Raw genomic sequence first — 16,518 nt, forward strand, 5'->3', positions numbered from 1 at the left:
CCATGATTGAGTCATTGATTCGTGGCGCGCTTAAGCAGCGCCTAGTTGTTGTTGTGCTGGCATTGGCAATGATGGTGGCGGGTGGTTTTGCTGTTAAAAAACTATCTGTTGATGCTTTTCCTGATGTGACCAATATTCAGGTGTTAATCGCAACGCAAGCGATGGGTAAATCTCCCGAAGAAGTTGAGCGATTTATTACCGTTCCCCTAGAAATTTCGATGACCGGATTGCCTGGCCTAGTCGAGATGCGTTCGCTTAATAAAAATGGATTGTCACTCATCACTCTTGTATTTACTGAGCATACGGATGTTTACTTTGCTCGGCAATTGGTGATGGAACGTCTGATGGAAGCCAGCCAGAAAATGCCTGAAGGCGTTATTCCCATTTTAGGCCCGGTATCTACAGGCTTAGGTGAGGTCTATCAGTACACATTAGACAAAAAAACGGATGGTCACAAAAACTTAACTAAAGAAGACTTAACTGAGCGTCGAGCTATTCAAGATTGGGTGGTTCGTCCCTTGTTAAGAAGCATTCCAGGGGTTGCTGAAATTAACTCCATGGGCGGTTATGTTAAGCAGTATCAAGCTTTAGTGAATCCAGACCGAATGAATTATTACGGGCTTAAGCTCAACGATATTTACACCGCACTTGCTAGAAATAATGCAAACAGTGGTGGTGGCATTTTGCCTCACTATTCCGAGCAATATTTAATTCGGGGCGTTGGTTTAATTCAAAATCTTAATGACATTGGCAATATCGTTTTAAAAGAACAGGGTGGCGTTCCTGTTTATATGCGCGATGTGGCTGAGGTTAAGCTTGGTAATGAAGTACGGGTTGGTGCCTTGCTCAAAAATGGTGAAACCGAGTCTGTTGGTGGCATCGTGATGATGATTAAAGGGGGTAACGCCAAAGAGGTTGTTGGTCGTATTAAAACCAAAGTTAAAGAGGTGAATGAAAAAGGAATTCTGCCCGGTAATTTACAAATCACCCCATTTTACGATCGAAGTGAGCTAGTGGATGCTGCCTTGAACACTGTGGTGAAGGTGTTGATTGAGGGCGTTATCTTGGTTGTTATTATTCTGTTTCTCTTTTTGGGGGATGTCCGCTCTAGTTTGATTGTAGTTGGGACCCTAATCCTAACGCCATTGATGACGTTTATGGCCATGAACTATTTAGGTATTTCAGCGAACCTCATGTCCTTGGGTGGTTTAGCGATTGCCATTGGTTTGATGGTGGACGGATCGGTGGTGGTCGTTGAAAATGCATTTCATCAATTAGGACATCGTCAGGGTGAAAGCAAAATTCGCGTCGTTTTAGAAGCGGCAACAGAAGTTGGCACTCCTGTGCTTTTTGGGGTTGGCATTATCATCCTCGTGTTCTTGCCATTAATGACCTTAGAAGGGATGGAAGGGAAGATGTTTGGTCCTTTAGCCATGACCATCGCAATTGCGTTGTTTGTATCATTGGTGCTTTCTCTCACGCTTTCGCCTGTGATGTGCTCTTATATTTTAAAAGGGGGGAGTGGCGAAGATACGCGCTTTATTCAAGCCATTAAAAGGCCCTACCTTCGATTGCTTAACGTGGCCATTTCCAATGAAAAGAGAACCATTGGCGTTGCAGTTGCATCATTTGTCGTTGCGCTGCTGATCATTCCTTTATTAGGTACTTCGTTTATTCCTGAAATGCGCGAGGGCTCGATTGTGCCTAACATTATTCGTGCGCCTAATATTTCTTTAGATGAGTCACTCGTGATGGAAAAAGAAGCTTTGCAAGTGATTGCTAAGCTGCCTGGCGTGAAGTCCGTGGTTTCAGGCGTGGGGCGTGGTGAGAGTCCTGCAGATCCACAAAGTCAGAACGAGTCTCAGCCTATTGTGAGTTTATTGCCTCGAGATCAATGGCCAAAAGGTTGGACGCAGGATGATATTGCGGCCTCTATTCAGAACAGCCTAAAAATCTTGCCTGGTGTTCAAGTGGTCATGGCGCAGCCGATTGCTGCTAGGGTAGCTGAACTGCTGAGTGGTGTTCGTTCCGATGTTGCAGTCAAATTGTTTGGCGATGATATGTTGGTGTTGAAAGCCAAAGCTGACGAGATTGCCAAAATTGCGGGCGGTGTTCCTGGCGCGGTGGACATGCGTGTGGAAAAAGTCTCTGGTCAGCAATATTTGAACATCACCATTGATCGTCATGAAATTTCAAGGCACGGCATTAATGCTGCAGATGTGCATGACGTTATTGAAACCGCCATTGGGGGGAAAGAAGCAACGGAAGTGTTTGAAGGGCAGCGTCGTTTTAGCGCCGCTGTGCGTTATCCAGAAAACTTCAGAAGTAGCGCCGAGGAGATTGGCGATATTTTGATGACTTCTCCAAATGGTAGTCGGGTTAAATTACGCGATTTGGCTAAAATTGAAGTGAAAGACGGACCCGTGCAAATTAGTCGTGAGCTGGCGAAACGAAGGATCGTGGTTGGTGTCAACGTAAAGGACAGAGATTTAGGTGGTTTTGTTGCTGAGCTTCAAAATAATTTGGACAAAGAGTTAAAACTGCCAGATGGCTATTATTTAGAATATGGTGGTCAGTTCCAGAATATGCAGCGCGCCTTGAGTCATTTGGCTTTAATTGTACCGGTAACGATTGGCGCAATTTTCTTCCTGTTATTTTTACTGTTTAACTCAGTGCGTTATGCAGCATTAATTATCCTGGTGCTTCCATTCGCCTCGATCGGCGGCATCGTTGCCTTGTTTGTAACGGGAGAGTATCTCTCGGTGCCGGCATCGGTAGGATTTATTGCCTTGTGGGGGATTGCGGTGCTCAATGGGGTTGTGTTGGTCTCTTATATCCGACACTTGCGTGACGAAGGGAAGAGCCAGTTTGAAGCGATTACTCAGGGTTGTCAGCAACGGTTTAGGCCGGTCATGATGACCGCGACAGTGGCGATGTTAGGCTTGGTGCCCTTCTTGTTTGCGACGGGACCAGGTTCAGAAATTCAGCGACCATTAGCGATTGTGGTGATTGGGGGCTTAATCACCTCAACCTTGCTGACCCTAGTTGTATTGCCGGCACTCTACAGAACGTTTGAAGAGAAAAGAATTGAATCATAAAGAATCCTAAAGATTCCTATTTGTAGATGGAGCTAGAATGAAAAAAGAAATTAAGGCGATTATTCCGCCACAAAGATTAGCCAAAATCCGCTCGGCATTTCGTAATATTAAAGAATTCCCAGGAATGACCATTACGAAAGTTGAGGGGTGTGGGCACTATTTGGCGAAACCAAGTCAGGGTCTTAAAGATGAGCTAAACGAATATACGCCCAAGGTGAGAATCGATATTGTGGCCCCAGATGAGTTGGTGGAGGGCATATTGCAAATATTGGTTGAGGTTGGTCAAATGGGTCAGGTGGGAGATGGCATCGTTTGGGTAACGCCTGTTGAGCGAATGATAAGGCTATCGGAGCAGATTATTGTGTTTGACTGCTAATTAGTCAATTGTTGAGAGTGTTAGAAAACCGCGGCTTTTCGAGTAAAATAAACGTATGAATTTATACGCACTCGCAAAGCCGTTTTTATTTCAGCTCGACGCTGAACGCGCCCACGACCTGTCGCTGAACAGTCTTAAATTGGCTGAGAAAACAGGCTTGCTAGCTATGTTGCCAACACCTATCCAATGCAAGTCCAAACAAGTGATGGGGCTTACTTTCCCTAACTCTGTTGGTCTCGCTGCAGGTTTGGATAAAAATGGGGCTGTCATTGATGGCATGGCCGCATTAGGGTTTGGCTTTCTGGAGATCGGAACGACTACACCACGTCCGCAGCCAGGTAATCCTAAGCCTAGATTATTTAGAGTTAAAGAAGCAGAAGGTATTGTGAATCGCTTTGGCTTCAATAACTTGGGTGTTGATCATCTTATTGAGAACGTCCAAGCTTCTAATTTTCGCGGTATTTTAGGTATTAATATTGGCAAGAACTTTGATACCCCAAACGAACGTGCGGTGGATGATTACCTGATTTGTATGCGTAAAGTTTATTCGCATGCCAGCTACATCACAGTAAATATCTCTTCGCCAAATACGAAAAACCTTCGCCAGTTGCAAGAAAAAGATGCATTAGATGCTTTGCTGGCTAGCTTAAAAGCAGAGCAAAAAATATTGGCGGATAAGCATGGTCAATACGTGCCAATTGCATTGAAAATTGCACCAGATCTAGACGAGGCCCAAATTATTGGCATTGCTGATTTACTTAAAATCCATCAGTTTGATGGCGTCATTGCCACGAATACCACGGTCGCAAGAGACATGGTGGCTGGTTTACCAAATGCCTCTGAGGCAGGCGGTTTGTCTGGTGCGCCGGTGCGTGAAAAGTCTACGCTGGTGATTACACAACTTTCAAAACAGCTCGCTGGCGCATTGCCCATTATTGGGGTTGGTGGCATTTTGAGTGGTGCTGATGCCGCAGAAAAATTTGCGGCTGGCGCAAGCTTAGTGCAGGTTTACAGTGGCTTGATTTACCGTGGTCCAAGTTTGGTTCGCGATATTTGTAAAGCCATCGGTTAGATCTTGAAAGTTAAGCGCATCCTAGCGTAAAACGCTCCAACTCATCGGGTCAAATGGTTTGCTGCGGCTACGTAACTCGTAATATAAGCCTGAAGTGTCGTTGCCGCCGCTGTTACCAACGCTTGCAATCGTATCACCACCTTTGACCGTATCCCCCATCTTGCGCAAAAGTGCTTGGTTGTTACCGTAGAGGCTCATGTAGCCCCCACCATGGTCAACAATAATCAGATTGCCGAATCCGCGCATCCAATCCGCAAAAACGATTCGGCCGCTTGCCACGGACTTGACGTCGTTGCCTTCATTTGATTTGATAAATAAACCTTTCCATGTAAGCCCGGTGTCTTGGCGACTGTTGCCAAATTTATTGGTGACTTCACCGCGCACAGGCAAATTCAGTTTTCCTCTTAATGACTCAAAGCTTCCACCGTCAAATGCATTGCTAGGTAACGACTCGTTGCTAGCTAACGCTTGTTGTGGTCGATTTTCAGTGTCAGGTTTATTTGCAGTTGTTTCACGCGATATGTTTTTTGGTTTACTTTCTTCTGTTGGCTTTTGTGGTTTTGGTTGCGCTGCTCTTGCTAGGCGCTCAACTAATTGAGATAGGCTTTTTTCGTCACGCTTTAGTTTTTCAATCTCATTACGTTGCGCACTAATCTGTGATGATAGCTTCTCAACGATCTTGCTATGTGATTGCTTTTGCGACTCAAGATTTTTTCGCTCCGACTGTTGTTTGTTTTTGAGGTTGACTACCTCTTGTAATGCATCGACTGTTTGTTCGTTTAGCTTGGTGACTTGGCTTAAATTGGATTGCATGCCATGAATCAGATTTTCACGGGCTTTAGTCACGTATGAAAAGTATTTTAGTTGGCGCGAAGCGGCACTGGGGTCTTGTTCTTGCAAAATAATTTGTAAGTAATTTTGCTTGCCGTGCAGATACTGCTGATACATCTGTTTACTTAGCTGATCCTTTTGACCTTCAATCGTATTCTCAAGGCCTGATTTTTGGGTTTGCAATGCTTGAAGGGTTTCGCTATGTTTCTTTTGTTCTTGTTGAAGCTCGAAAAGCTTTCGATTGGTCTCACTGATGGCCTTTTCGCTCTCTTTCAAAGCGTCAGCAGCATCGTCATGTGCCTCTTTTGTTTTGCCTAACGCTTTGGTGAGCGATTCAATACGTTCATGAATGGTGTTGAGCTTTTCTTTTGGTTTTTCTGTTTTGTTTGCCGCGAAAGTCGAGGTTGAAAGTATCGTTGCCGCAAATAAACTAAGCCCAATTGCAATGCTTTTAACATGACGCATGATTACTTAATTTTCACCAGAGAGTGACCAGTCATCTCTGCTGGTTGCGACAGCCCCATCATGCAGAGCAAACTTGGTGCTATGTCAGAAAGTGCACCAGTCTTGGCCATTTCAGCATCGCGGCCAATGTAAAGCAATGGCACCACATTCGTGGTGTGCTGGGTGTGCGGTTGGTCGTTGGCAAGGTCTTGCATCATTTCTACATTGCCGTGATCTGCTGTAATTATCACTTCAGCGCCAACGCTTAAGGCAGCTTTTACGACCCTGCCGATACATGTGTCGATCGCTTCAATAGCTTTAATTGCAGCAGGCATGAAGCCGGTGTGGCCGACCATGTCGCAGTTCGCATAGTTACAAATAATAGCGGCATACGCATTGCTCAACACAGCCGCTTCTAATTGGTCTGTTAGCTCAAATGCGCTCATTTCAGGCTGTAAATCATAAGTAGCGACCTTAGGTGAAGGCACAAGAATACGACTTTCGCCTTCAAAAACTTTTTCTTCGCCACCGTTAAAGAAGAATGTCACGTGGGGATATTTTTCAGTTTCCGCGATGCGCAGTTGTTTAAGGCCTTGGTTGGCAATGTATTCACCAAAAGTGTTGTGAATATCATTGGGAGCAAATACAGTTTTTGCATTGACTTCATTTTTGTCGTACATCGTCAGGGTGTAATAGCCCCCCAGAGTTGGTAATTTTTGACGTTTAAAGCCTTCAAAACTCGCATCGAGAAAACACGCAGTCATCTGCCGGGCGCGATCAGAGCGGAAGTTCATAAATACAATCACATCGCCATCATCCACAAATGCCGGCACTTCACCCTCATTAGCAATAGAGGTGGCTTTTACAAATTCGTCATTTTCGCCCCGCTTGTAGGCGGCCTCCAAGGCCTCTAAAGCGGAGTTGGCTTTGAATTCACCTGTGCCTTCTGTTAGTAAGCGATAGGCTGGCTCGACGCGCTCCCAGCGCTTATCTCTATCCATTGCATAATAACGACCACAGATAGAAGCGATTTTGCCGGCACCAATCATTTTGATTTGATCTTCCAGTGCTTGAAGGTATGGTTTTGCGCTAACCGGTGGCGTATCGCGACCATCTAAAAACGCATGGATGTAGATCTTATTGAGGCCTTGCTTTGCGGCCATGCGGATCATGGCATATATATGGTCTTGATGACTATGCACGCCGCCATCAGAAATTAAGCCAAAAATGTGCAATGCTTTATCGGTGTTTTTAGCCTGATTTACCGCTTCAAGCAGCACCGGATTTTGACCAAATTGACCGGTTTTTATTGCGTGATTAATTCGCTCAAATTCTTGAAAGACGATACGGCCTGCACCAATATTAAGATGACCAACTTCTGAATTGCCCATTTGTCCGTCAGGTAAGCCGACAAAGTGTTCTGATGCGTTAATTAGGGTATGTGGATACTGTTGCCAAAGTCTATCCCAGTTTGGTTTATTGGCTTGGGCAATGGCATTATCTGTGATGTCTTCGCGATATCCAAAACCATCTAAAATCAACAATACGACGGGCGTAATTTTCATGCGAGGTGTTTTCTCAATGAGTATTCATGGGATATCACTATTTTAGTGATTTTTGCTTAATAAATCTGCATTATTTGCCGAATTTATCTTGTTCAGATTCTTTTTTAATCCTGTCTTTCTGTACAATTCAGCTTCCAATTTAATCATTGCGCAACGCGCTTAATTCTTTAAAGGTTTTTTCATGGCCAAAGTTTTGATGTACACCAGTGCTTATTGCCCCTATTGCACAAACGCTGAACGCTTGCTAAATGCCAAAGGCGTGATGGAGATAGAGAAAATTCAAATTGATACTGATCCTGAATTAAAAGTCGCCATGATGGAAAAAACTGGTCGTCGCACTGTGCCACAAATTTACATTGGTGAGCAGCACGTTGGGGGATTTGATGATTTGCGTGCCTTAGATTTGGCAGGCGAGCTTGACTCGTTATTAAGTGCTTAATTAAGCAACACAAGCAATTAGTATGCGCATCGGTTAAAATATCGCCTTTATTCGTTATCGTTTAGCATTTTTTGATGCATTTTTTTGAAATTTTTAGGGAACATCATGGCAACTAAAGACACAGCAGCAGAGCAAACAACAGAAAATCAAGCCTTAGAACAAAATCAAGCGCCTGGCTTTGGGATTGAAAAATTGTACGTTAAAGATTTGTCATTAGAATTGCCTAATGCCCCACAGATTTTTACAGAACGTGATGCCCCGCAAATCGGTATCGAAATCAGCAATACTGCTAGCAAACTTGAAGATGGCATTTATGAAGTCGTGTTAACCATTACAGTGACTTCAAAAATTGGTGACAAAACTGCGTTCCTCATTGAAGTAGCGCAAGCCGGTATTTTCCAAGTACGTAACGTACCGGAAGAAAATTTAGAGATCATTTTTAGCATCACTTGCCCGAACATCTTGTTCCCATACGCGCGTGAAGTGGTTTCCGATGCTTCAGTCCGTGCTGGCTTCCCGCCTGTGGTACTGAGCCCGATTAACTTTGAAGCGTTATATGCGCAACAAAAGCAACAACAAGCGCAAGATGACGCTGCAAAAACGACACACTAGGCTTTTTGTTGTTGCTTTACTGATGCTACTGCCTAGCTTGGCAGTAGCTGAATTTCGTTCAGTGAGCGTGTCTAAGGCGATTGTTTACGATTCGCCCTCAGCGCAAAGCAAAAAAGTTTATTTGCTTGGTCAAGGCTATCCAGTAGAAGTAATCGTTAATCTCGCGGAGTGGGTTAAGGTGCGAGATCAGCAAGGCGGCCTAAGTTGGATAGATGCCAAACAACTCAGCGCTAAACGTACTTTGTTGTTGGTTGCCCCTGCAGATATTAAGCCATCCCCTGAGATGGGCGTTGCTTCGATTGGCCGGTTAGAAAAAGATGTGGTGGTGGATTTTATTGAGCCAGCTAAAAATGGTTGGGTCAAAGTAAAGCATCGCGATGGATTGGTAGGCTTTGTCCAAACCTCAGCCGTTTGGGGTTTGTAAGGATATGCAATGAAAATAGCCGTATTAGGAGCAGGTGCTTGGGGAACCGCATTGGCGATGCATATCAGCCAGCAGCACCAAGTTTGCTTGTGGGCGCGCAAAGCTGCCCATGTGGATGGTATGCGCAAGGTGCGCGCCAACCCTATGTATCTTGGCGATTTCAAATTCAACGATAATCTCAGCGTAGAGTCAGATTTAGGCTTGGCATTGCAAGGCGTCGACTTCATCGTTTCTGTTGTCCCTACTTGTGGCTTCCGCGATATGTTGCAATCCATCAAAGCGCTTGGCGTAAAGGTGCCAGTTATTTGGGCGAACAAAGGCCTGGAGCCTGTCACCGCTAAACTACCTCATGAAGTTGCGCTTGAAGAGCTTGGTCCACATCAAGCGTGGGGTGCACTTTCTGGCCCTAGCTTTGCGGCTGAATTAGTGCGTGGCTTGCCAACGGCGGTTTCTTTGGCGGTGAACGATGCTGACTTTGCAAAACAAGCAGGTGCCGCGCTTCATGGTGGTTCGCTACGTGTTTATACCAGCACCGATGTGGCTGGAGTTGCTGTTGGTGGTGCGCTTAAAAATGTGATGGCGATTGCCGCGGGTATTTCAGATGGTATGCAGTTTGGTAACAATGCTCGTGCGGCAATGATTACGCGTGGGCTGGCTGAAATGACGCGCTTCGGTATGGCGATGGCCGCGCAAAAAGACACCTTTATGGGCTTGGCTGGCGCGGGTGATTTGATTTTGACTTGTACCGGACAGTACTCACGTAACCGTGAAGTGGGCTTGCAATTAGCAAGTGGCAAGCTTTTAGCTGAAATCCTAGCGACTTTAGGCCATGTGGCTGAAGGTGTTTATACCGCGCGTGAAGTCGTGAAGCGCGCCCAAGATTTAGGTGTGGATATGCCGATTACCCATGAGGTAGACCAAGTGCTTTCTCATGGAAAGTCACCGCGCGATGCGGTGATGGATTTGCTCGGTCGTGAGCAAAAACAAGAGTCTTTTAACTAGCTGCTACTGTTAAACCCCGCCCTCAAAGCCTATCTGCCTCCAAGCTTCATAAAGCAACACTGCTGCTGAGTTAGATAAGTTCAAACTGCGGCTTTGCGGCAACATCGGCAACCTGACGCGATGCTCTGCGCTAAATTCATTTCGTATTTCTTCTGGTAGCCCGCGCGTTTCTGGTCCAAACACAAACACATCGTCTTTCTCAAACTTGATGTTGCCGTGTGAAGTGCTGCCTTTGGTTGTGATAGCGAACATGCGCTTGCCAGCTAAAGCTATTTTGCACGCCTGCCAATTTTCGTGGATTTGCAAGTTGGCGTATTCGTGATAATCCAAGCCAGCGCGTTTAAGCTGCTTATCTTCCAATGAGAATCCGAGCGGTTTAACTAAGTGCAGTTGCGCGCCCGTATTGGCACACAGACGAATAATGTTGCCTGTGTTTGGTGGAATTTCTGGTTCAAATAAGACGATATTAAACATTTACTTTGCGAGTGTGCGTGCGATAAGCCAACATTCTACATGAGCTGCACCTTTTGCCTTGACTGCTTTTGCAAGTGCGTTGAGACTGGCCCCCGTGGTCATCACGTCATCAACGAGGGCAATGCGCAGACCGCTTAAATCTTCATGGCAGATGAAAGCGCCCTTCATATTCCGTGCACGTTCTTTAAGCGGTAGGCTGGCTTGCGGTGGGGAGTGTTTGATTCGCGCAACGGCCTGACTATTGACTACAATATTTGAGCGTTTGCCGATGATGCGTGCAATTTCTAAAGATTGATTAAAGCCACGTTCTTGCAATCTGTTTGGATGCAACGGCATGGGAATAATGAGGTCTATGTTGTGTGGTTTAAGTTTTTGGAGCATTAAGTTGGCAAAGGTTTCCGCTAAAAACAATTGCTGCTGATATTTGTATTGTTGCAATACTTGGCTGATGGGATACGCATAAGTAAATGCCGCAGTGGTTAGGTCAAAGTCTGGCGTTGATGCAAGACATGAACCACAATGCTGGCGTTCAAAACTTGGCAAACCGCATTGTGGGCAAGAAGATTGGTCATGGTAAGGCAGGTCGCAAAGACAGTCACTGCAAACCCCCAAGCTACCGCCCTTACTTGCGGAGCACAGCAGGCAAGCTTGTGGAAATAGGCTTGCTTTGAACATTTGCTTAAATTTTAACCAGTGGTTATTCAATGAATGGCTTTCTACTTAACAATGTATAATCATTAATATTATTAGTCTTCAGTAGGCCCGTCATGATGGAATCCGCTTCAAATACACATCATATTATTACTGCTAAACAACAAATGCGCTCTGCACAGGGATTTACCTTTTTTTCCTGTTTGGCGGTGTTGCTTCTGCCTTTAGTGATTCCTCTTTTTATATGGGTGGCCGCTTCGATCTTTATGTACGCGGCAGCGGCTAATCATCCTAATCACAAAATCTGTGAGTACATGACAAAGTCAGCTTACCGATTCTATTCCACTTTTGCTTTGCTGGTGGTGATGGCGTTTTTTGGTTTTATGTTAGGTGAAAAAATTGGCGTATTAAACGTCTTGTTTTTAGTGTGGGGCATTAGTGTGTTGCTGGTGGTGCCTCTGGGTATTAGAGATATGTTGCGCGCTTCAAAAGAAGATTGGCAAGACATGAAGATGGAGATTGAAGCATGAGCGAGTTAAATATGGATGTAAATGTGAGCGTGGTTGAAGCATCAAGTATTAAGCGCAATGTCGCCCCAGTTGAAACAGAGCAGCGCTGGAGTGTCGCGCAAATTGTGGCATTGTTTGAGTTGCCATTTAGCGACTTAATCCACCGCGCGCAAACTGTGCATCGTGAAAATTTTGATCCCAATGCTGTGCAAGTGAGCACATTGCTTTCAATCAAGACCGGCGGTTGTTCGGAGGACTGTGGTTATTGCCCACAAGCTGCGCGTTATCACACGGACGTGGAAAATGAGCCTCTGATGCCTATTGATGAAGTATTGGCCGCTGCTCGCGCAGCCAAAGAAAGCGGTGCGAGCCGCTTCTGTATGGGCGCTGCATGGCGTAGCCCTAAGCAAAAAGATTTAGAGCCTGTGCTTAAAATGATTTCAGAAGTTAAAGCGATGGGTTTACAGACATGCGCCACTTTGGGCATGTTAAAAGAGGGGCAAGCCGCGCAATTGAAGGATGCAGGTCTTGATTACTACAACCACAACTTAGATACCGCGCCAGAATTCTATGGTGATGTCATCACGACGCGGACCTACCAAGATCGATTGGATACATTGGACAGCGTGCGTGAGGCAGACATTAACGTATGTTGTGGCGGCATTATCGGTATGGGCGAAAGTCGCAACCAACGTGCCGGTCTGATTGCGCAACTTGCCAATATGGAACGTCCACCAGAAAGCGTGCCAATTAACTTGCTCACGCAAGTCGAAGGTACGCCATTGCATGGCGTGGAAGATTTAGATCAGTTTGAATTTATCCGTACTATTGCCGCGGCACGCATCACCATGCCCAAGAGCTTCGTTCGCCTTTCAGCGGGTCGCCAAAGCATGCATGAAGGCATTCAAGCATTGTGCTTTATTGCTGGCGCGAATTCGATTTTTTATGGTGAAAAATTACTCACCACAGGCAACCCAGAAGCGGAAACAGATAAACAGCTGTTTGCCAAATTGGGTCTACATCCAATTTAATCATTTTGCGTGACGTGCAAACGTTACGCGCATTTACAAAATGATAGAACAACTTAAATCAGAACTCGCGGAGCGTGCGCAAGCAGGTTTAAAGCGTAAGCGGCGCTTGCTGCAAAGCCCTCAAGCTGCCCACTTGGTTGCAGATGATCAGCACCTGCTCTCATTCGCCAGCAATGATTATCTTGGTTTGGCAAATCATCCTGATTTAATCCTCGCCTTTCAACAAGCGGCTCAACTAGCGGGCGTGGGTGGTGGGGCATCCCATCTTATTACAGGCCATCATCAATTTCACCATGAAGCAGAACAAGCATTGGCGGGCTTTGTAGGTTCGCCATCAGGCTTGCTGTTTAGCACAGGTTATATGGCGAATATGGGGGTAGTTGCGGCATTGCTTGGACGTAACGATGCAATCTTTGCGGATAAACTTAATCATGCCTCATTGAATGATGCCGCCGTTTTGTCGCGTGCAGAATTAAATCGCTATGCACATCAAGATTTATCCCAATTAGAGCAAATGCTCGCGGCCAGCAATGCGCCAAGAAAGCTAGTCATTGTTGATGCAGTATTTAGTATGGATGGTGACATCGCTCCTGTCCCTGAACTGCTTGCACTTTGCGAAAAATATGACGCCTATTTTTTGCTTGATGATGCCCATGGTTTTGGTGTGTTGGGTCGCCAAGGTCGCGGTATTTTGAGTCATTTTAATGTGATATCCCCACGCATTATCTACATGGCAACATTAGGTAAGGCGGCAGGCGTTGCGGGCGCCTTTGTGGCTGGCGATGAAACGATCATTGAGTATTTAATTCAGTCGGCTAACACTTATATTTATACGACGGCGAGCCCGCCAGCATTGGCGGCGGCTTTGGTCACGGCGGTTAATGTGATGAAAAAAGATGAGGCGCGTCATCAGCATTTGCGGGATTTAATTGCTTATTTCAAAGAAAATTTAAGCCTTAAAAAATGGCAGTTAATGCCATCGGATACTGCGATACAACCTATCGTTGTGGGTAGTAATGAAGCGACGCTCGGACTAAGTAACTATCTCCTGGCGCTGGGTGTCTTGGTGCCAGCCATCCGTCCACCGACTGTGCCAAAAAATACTGCACGTCTTCGTATTTCACTATCGGCAGCACATACTTTAGATGATGTGAAATTACTGATTCAGCATTTGCATGAAGCTGAGCAGGTGTTGGCCACATGAGTCTGCATATTGAAAAAATAGGGCAGGGTGAGCCACTTGTGATGATTCATGGTTGGGGGATGCATAGCGGCATGTGGATGCAAGCGCGTGATTTACTCAGTCAGCATTTTGAATTGCACTTGGTGGATTTGCCAGGCATGGGGCACAGCGACAATATTGATGTGTATAACCTACACACGATTGCTGAAAAAGTTGCGCAGGAAATGCCAGCCAATGCTTATCTTCTCGGTTGGTCATTGGGGGGATTAATTGCAACAAAAATCGCCTTAATCACCCCCATTAAAAAGCTGATTTTGGTCGGGAGTACGCCATGTTTCGTAGCCCGGGATGATTGGCAACAAGGCATGCCTAGCGATGTATTTGAAAGTTTTTTTGCAGGGGCGATGCAGGATTATCAAGGCACAATGAATAAGCTTTTGGCGCTCATTGCGATGGGAAGCGGCAATGCGCGCGCGACCTCCAAAATATTACGTGAGGCACTTAGTCTCCGTCCTGCCCCTCATCAACAAGGCTTACTTGGCGCTTTAGATATTTTGCGTACAGGGGATGTGCGTGCTGACTTGCCAAGCCTGAAAATGCCAACCTTGGTGATACATGGCACTCATGACAAATTAGCCTCATTAAGTGCGGCCGAATGGACGGCTAAGACTTTGCCGAACGCAGCGTTATTGACCTTACCAAGCGCCGCGCACGAGCCATTTATTTCGCATCCTGAATTATTCAGCCAAAAAGTCACAGAGTTTTTACACTTATGAGCCAAGCCCCTTCCGAGCAAGATGTTTACCACCTAGATAAAGCGCGCGTCCGTGCGTCATTTGACCGTGCGGCCAATACTTACGATGCGGCGGCAGTGATGCAAAAGCTGGTGCGTGAAGAAATGCTTAGCCGTTTAGATTTAGTGAGTATGCAACCCACAAGCATATTAGATGCGGGCTGTGGCACAGGTCATGCCAGCCAAGCCTTGATGCAAAAGTACCCAAAATCTCAAGTTGTTTCGCTGGATTTGGCAATGGGTATGTTGCACAAAAGCCAGTCCACGAATACCTCCCTTATTCAGCGCATCAAGCAAACCTTAGGTGTTAATAAGCAGCATTTCCTGTGTGCAGATATCGAACAGCTCCCTTTGGCGGATGCCAGTTTGGATATGGTGTGGTCTAACCTTGCGATTCAATGGTGCAATGATTTAGATGCCGCTTTCACTCATATCCATCGCGTGCTTCGTCATGAAGGTCTGCTGACGTTTAGCACGCTTGGGCCCGATACGCTGAAAGAGTTGCGTGCGGCTTCAAGTGTGGATGGCGAGCATGTGCACGTCAGTCGTTTTATTGATATGCATGATATTGGCGATGCTTTGGTGCGTGCGGGTTTTGCGGCGCCTGTTTTGGATGTAGAACACATTACGCTGACTTACAATGATGTGATGGCCGTGATGCGCGATTTGAAGGCTATCGGCGCGCATAATGCGGCTGATGGCCGGAGTCGTGGCTTGCAAGGTCGAGGTTTTTTAAAGCAGATTGCTGAACACTACGAGCGCTTTAGAAAAGATGGGAAGTTGCCTGCTACGTTTGAAGTGATTTATGGCCACGCTTGGAAGCCCGCGGCTAGACCTAAAACAAAAATCGACTTAGAGGCTGGCTTTGCGCCTGTGACTTTTCATGCAAAAAAATAAGACCGCCTATTTTATTACTGGCACTGATACCGACGTTGGTAAAACTTATGTTGCCGCTGCCTTAGTTCGTCATTTCGTACACCAAGGCTTGCAAGCGGTTGGCATGAAGCCAGTCGCTGCTGGGGCTGAGATGGTGAATGGTCGTTTGCTTAATAGTGACGTGACTGCACTTATTAAAGCCAGTAACGTGGATGCTGATTTGGCTTTGATGAATCCTTATGTATTTGCTCCCGCGATTGCGCCTCACATTGCCGCTGAGCAGGTTAGCATGACGGTTTCATTAGATGATATTCAGCAAGCTTTTGATGCCTTACAAGCAAAAGCCGATGTAGTGGTGGTGGAAGGGGCGGGCGGTTTTCGTGTACCCATTAATCGCCAAGAAACCATGGCGGATTTAGCGGTGAAACTCAATCTCCCCGTGATTATGGTGGTGGGTGTTCGCTTGGGCTGTATTAATCATGCACTCATGACAGCTGGCTCTATTGGAGCGGCAGGGTTAAATTTAGTAGGCTGGGTGGCTAACCGCCTTGATCCTAATATGCCAGCCATTGAGGAAAATATTGCAACGCTAAAAGCCATGATTAAAGCGCCTTGTATTGCAGATGTGGCTTGGGGTGAAGAGCCCCAATTTATTGATTTTTAACTTTGCGTTTTTGCTTAAATCGATAGGTCAGCAAAATGATCAAACCGGCGACATTGGGATACCAAATATACCAATGTGACCAAGGGATGCCATCAATACTAAAGTCTGAGAACGGCCAAAATAGCGGCGTGGCGAAGTAGGATTTAGCGTGGAATGGAAAATCAAGCAGGATGTGAAAAGGCCACGCAAGCATGGCAAACGCAATGTCTTTGCGCCACAACCATACCAATCCAACTACAGAAAAACAAACGATGACGCTATGCCCAAAAGCATAGTTGGTGAATAGCCAAGACGGCAGTGTTTCTAGCGGCGGTTTGCCAAAATGCCATGTGCCACTCAGCATGTTAAGCAGCATCAATGCGCCGAAAGAAATTAAATCAGGTGCAGCACCAAATAGAATTGCCAACCACGCATGGCGCTTGTGACCGAATAATCCATATCCCCAAAGTGCGTGGCTAAAGGTATCCATTTATT

The 16,518-nt window shown here is 45.9% G+C and carries 18 protein-coding genes and 1 pseudogene; 13 read left to right on the forward strand and 6 right to left on the reverse strand.

Going from position 1 to position 16,518, the window contains the following annotated elements; translation table 11 throughout:
* The first annotated feature begins 2 nt into the window (after window positions 1-2).
* Genes BN1209_RS01870 through BN1209_RS01880 form a run of 3 tightly spaced genes read left to right on the forward strand, consistent with a single transcriptional unit; the run spans window position 3 to window position 4,546 of the window.
* Window positions 3-3,098, forward strand: coding sequence for an efflux RND transporter permease subunit (locus tag BN1209_RS01870; RefSeq protein ID WP_045750700.1), 3,096 nt, complete (start codon window positions 3-5; stop codon window positions 3,096-3,098).
* 37 nt (window positions 3,099-3,135) lie between these two features.
* Window positions 3,136-3,474 carry a P-II family nitrogen regulator gene (locus BN1209_RS01875; protein ID WP_045750701.1) on the forward strand — a complete coding sequence of 113 codons (339 nt, stop codon included), beginning with the start codon at window positions 3,136-3,138 and terminating at the stop codon, window positions 3,472-3,474.
* Window positions 3,475-3,529: 55 nt separating this feature from the next.
* Window positions 3,530-4,546: a quinone-dependent dihydroorotate dehydrogenase gene (locus BN1209_RS01880; protein WP_045750702.1), complete on the forward strand. Its 1,017-nt coding sequence runs from the start codon at window positions 3,530-3,532 to the stop codon at window positions 4,544-4,546.
* 21 nt (window positions 4,547-4,567) lie between these two features.
* Here the strand turns inward: BN1209_RS01880 and BN1209_RS01885 are convergent, their stop codons facing one another.
* Both BN1209_RS01885 and gpmI read right to left on the reverse strand, forming a co-directional pair.
* Window positions 4,568-5,842, reverse strand: coding sequence for a murein hydrolase activator EnvC family protein (locus BN1209_RS01885; protein ID WP_045750703.1), 1,275 nt, complete (start codon window positions 5,840-5,842; stop codon window positions 4,568-4,570).
* A 2-nt stretch (window positions 5,843-5,844) separates the two neighbouring features.
* The gene (gpmI, locus tag BN1209_RS01890; RefSeq protein ID WP_045750704.1) at window positions 5,845-7,386 is read right to left on the reverse strand and encodes a 2,3-bisphosphoglycerate-independent phosphoglycerate mutase; all 1,542 of its coding nucleotides are present in this window, start codon (window positions 7,384-7,386) and stop codon (window positions 5,845-5,847) included.
* A gap of 181 nt (window positions 7,387-7,567) precedes the next feature.
* On the opposite strand from gpmI, the gene grxC reads away from it, so the two are divergent.
* The 4 genes from grxC (at window position 7,568) to BN1209_RS01910 (ending at window position 9,863) form a co-directional block, all read left to right on the forward strand.
* Window positions 7,568-7,825 (forward strand): glutaredoxin 3, encoded by a 258-nt coding sequence (gene grxC, locus BN1209_RS01895; protein ID WP_045750705.1) that lies wholly within the window; start codon window positions 7,568-7,570, stop codon window positions 7,823-7,825.
* A gap of 105 nt (window positions 7,826-7,930) precedes the next feature.
* Window positions 7,931-8,437: a protein-export chaperone SecB gene (gene secB / locus BN1209_RS01900; RefSeq protein WP_045750706.1), complete on the forward strand. Its 507-nt coding sequence runs from the start codon at window positions 7,931-7,933 to the stop codon at window positions 8,435-8,437.
* Window positions 8,412-8,861 carry an SH3 domain-containing protein gene (locus tag BN1209_RS01905; RefSeq protein WP_045750707.1) on the forward strand — a complete coding sequence of 150 codons (450 nt, stop codon included), beginning with the start codon at window positions 8,412-8,414 and terminating at the stop codon, window positions 8,859-8,861. The genes secB and BN1209_RS01905 overlap by 26 nt, the downstream gene beginning before the upstream one ends.
* A gap of 9 nt (window positions 8,862-8,870) precedes the next feature.
* Complete coding sequence (locus BN1209_RS01910; RefSeq protein WP_045750708.1) at window positions 8,871-9,863, forward strand: NAD(P)H-dependent glycerol-3-phosphate dehydrogenase; 993 nt, start codon at window positions 8,871-8,873, stop codon at window positions 9,861-9,863.
* Between the two features lie 9 nt (window positions 9,864-9,872).
* Here BN1209_RS01910 and trmL read toward each other — a convergent pair whose 3' ends face one another.
* The 3 genes and pseudogenes from trmL to BN1209_RS09270 form a co-directional block, all read right to left on the reverse strand.
* Window positions 9,873-10,337 (reverse strand): tRNA (uridine(34)/cytosine(34)/5-carboxymethylaminomethyluridine(34)-2'-O)-methyltransferase TrmL, encoded by a 465-nt coding sequence (gene trmL / locus BN1209_RS01915; protein WP_045750709.1) that lies wholly within the window; start codon window positions 10,335-10,337, stop codon window positions 9,873-9,875.
* Window positions 10,338-10,775: a ComF family protein gene (locus BN1209_RS09265; protein WP_320408780.1), complete on the reverse strand. Its 438-nt coding sequence runs from the start codon at window positions 10,773-10,775 to the stop codon at window positions 10,338-10,340. It lies immediately after the preceding gene.
* Window positions 10,776-10,901: 126 nt separating this feature from the next.
* Window positions 10,902-11,012, reverse strand: a pseudogene (locus BN1209_RS09270) (ComF family protein); the annotation flags it as partial.
* Window positions 11,013-11,104: 92 nt separating this feature from the next.
* On the opposite strand from BN1209_RS09270, the gene BN1209_RS01925 reads away from it, so the two are divergent.
* From BN1209_RS01925 to bioD, 6 genes are read left to right on the forward strand one after another with little or no spacing between them, the layout of a single operon-like run.
* Window positions 11,105-11,518 (forward strand): hypothetical protein, encoded by a 414-nt coding sequence (locus BN1209_RS01925; protein WP_231855142.1) that lies wholly within the window; start codon window positions 11,105-11,107, stop codon window positions 11,516-11,518.
* Complete coding sequence (gene bioB, locus BN1209_RS01930; RefSeq protein WP_082048364.1) at window positions 11,515-12,528, forward strand: biotin synthase BioB; 1,014 nt, start codon at window positions 11,515-11,517, stop codon at window positions 12,526-12,528. Before BN1209_RS01925 ends, bioB begins: the two co-directional genes overlap by 4 nt.
* A gap of 40 nt (window positions 12,529-12,568) precedes the next feature.
* A complete protein-coding gene (bioF, locus tag BN1209_RS01935) occupies window positions 12,569-13,732 on the forward strand; it encodes an 8-amino-7-oxononanoate synthase (protein WP_045750712.1) in 1,164 nt (387 codons plus the stop codon).
* Window positions 13,729-14,487, forward strand: a complete 759-nt coding sequence (gene bioH / locus BN1209_RS01940; protein WP_045750713.1) for a pimeloyl-ACP methyl ester esterase BioH — start codon at window positions 13,729-13,731, stop codon at window positions 14,485-14,487. The genes bioF and bioH overlap by 4 nt, the downstream gene beginning before the upstream one ends.
* Window positions 14,484-15,401 (forward strand): malonyl-ACP O-methyltransferase BioC, encoded by a 918-nt coding sequence (bioC, locus tag BN1209_RS01945; RefSeq protein ID WP_045750714.1) that lies wholly within the window; start codon window positions 14,484-14,486, stop codon window positions 15,399-15,401. The genes bioH and bioC overlap by 4 nt, the downstream gene beginning before the upstream one ends.
* Window positions 15,388-16,044: a dethiobiotin synthase gene (bioD, locus tag BN1209_RS01950; RefSeq protein WP_045750715.1), complete on the forward strand. Its 657-nt coding sequence runs from the start codon at window positions 15,388-15,390 to the stop codon at window positions 16,042-16,044. Before bioC ends, bioD begins: the two co-directional genes overlap by 14 nt.
* Here the strand turns inward: bioD and BN1209_RS01955 are convergent.
* A complete protein-coding gene (locus BN1209_RS01955) occupies window positions 16,031-16,513 on the reverse strand; it encodes a hypothetical protein (protein ID WP_045750716.1) in 483 nt (160 codons plus the stop codon). The genes bioD and BN1209_RS01955 overlap by 14 nt on opposite strands.
* Window positions 16,514-16,518: the final 5 nt, after the last annotated feature.

The sequence above is a fragment of the Candidatus Methylopumilus turicensis genome (genome assembly GCF_000953015.1).
Lineage (GTDB): Bacteria > Pseudomonadota > Gammaproteobacteria > Burkholderiales > Methylophilaceae > Methylopumilus_A > Methylopumilus_A turicensis.